Below are 1,033 nucleotides of genomic sequence, written 5' to 3' on the forward strand. Positions count from 1 at the left end.
CCTCCGCCCCCGTGACATCCAGGCGCGGATACGAGCCGGTGCCTCCGCCGAGGAGGTCGCGCAGGCCGCCGGCATCTCCGTCGACCGGGTCCGCCGCTTCGAGGGGCCGGTGCTCGCCGAGCGCGCCTTCATGGCCGAGCGGGCCCGCAAGACCGCGATCCGCCGGCACGGCGAGTCCCCCGGCCCGCAGCTCGGCGAGGCCGTCGCCGAGCGGCTCGCGCTGCGCGGCGCCGAGAAGGACACCGAGCGCTGGGACTCCTGGCGCCGCGACGACGGCACGTGGGAGGTCATCCTCTCCTACCGCGCCGACGGCGAGGGCCGCTCCGCGTCCTGGACGTACGACCCGCCCCGGCGCCTGGTCCAGCCCAACGACGACGAGGCCCGCGCGCTGATCGGCGAGAACGTCGAGCGCGAGGAGGAGTCGGTCTTCCCGTTCATCCCACGGATCGCCCGGCTCCCCCAGGACCGGCCGCCCCGCCCGATGATCGACCGGCCCTCCGCCGACCGCATCATGTCCGGCCGCGAGGTGCGCGAGGCCCGCGAGGCCACCGCGGAGTCCCGCGACTCGCTGACCAGCCTGCTCGACGTCGTCCCCGCCTTCCGCGGCGACCTCGCGGTCGGCGCCCCGCCGTCCATCGAACCGGTGCCGAGCGAGGTCGCCGAGGAGAGCGAGGAGGCGGCCGCCGCGGCCGCACCCGCCGTCGGAGCCGGCTCGGCGTACGCGGACATCCTGATGCCGCGCGCCGTCGCCCCCCACCGCGAGCGGCTCGTCGGCACGACCGACCGGCAGGCCGAGGCGGACGGCGTCCGCCCCGGGCGCCGGGCCACCGTGCCCAGCTGGGACGAGATCGTCTTCGGCAGCCGGCGCAAGAAACAGGAGTAGCGCAACGCCACCGTACGGCGGGCGGGGCGGGGGCGGCCCCCCGCCCCGCCCGCCGCGTACGGCTCAGCCCGGCTGGTCGGTGACCGCCACCGGCCGGCTCTCGTCGCTCGACCACTCGCTCCACGAACCCGGGTACAACGCGGCCGGCAG

Annotated in this window: 1 protein-coding gene and 1 pseudogene; one reads left to right on the plus strand and one right to left on the minus strand. The window is 77.3% G+C overall.

The window, feature by feature from the left end; translation table 11 throughout:
* On the plus strand, nt 1-883 hold an 883-nt coding region (gene sepH, locus MCM47_RS41425; protein WP_238951912.1), incomplete at its 5' end, for a septation protein SepH.
* 63 nt (nt 884-946) lie between these two features.
* Here the strand turns inward: sepH and MCM47_RS44525 are convergent.
* A pseudogene (locus MCM47_RS44525) lies at nt 947-1,033 on the minus strand (sulfurtransferase); the annotation flags it as partial.

The organism is Kitasatospora sp. A2-31 (genome assembly GCF_022288725.1).
Classification (GTDB): Bacteria; Actinomycetota; Actinomycetes; order Streptomycetales; family Streptomycetaceae; genus Kitasatospora.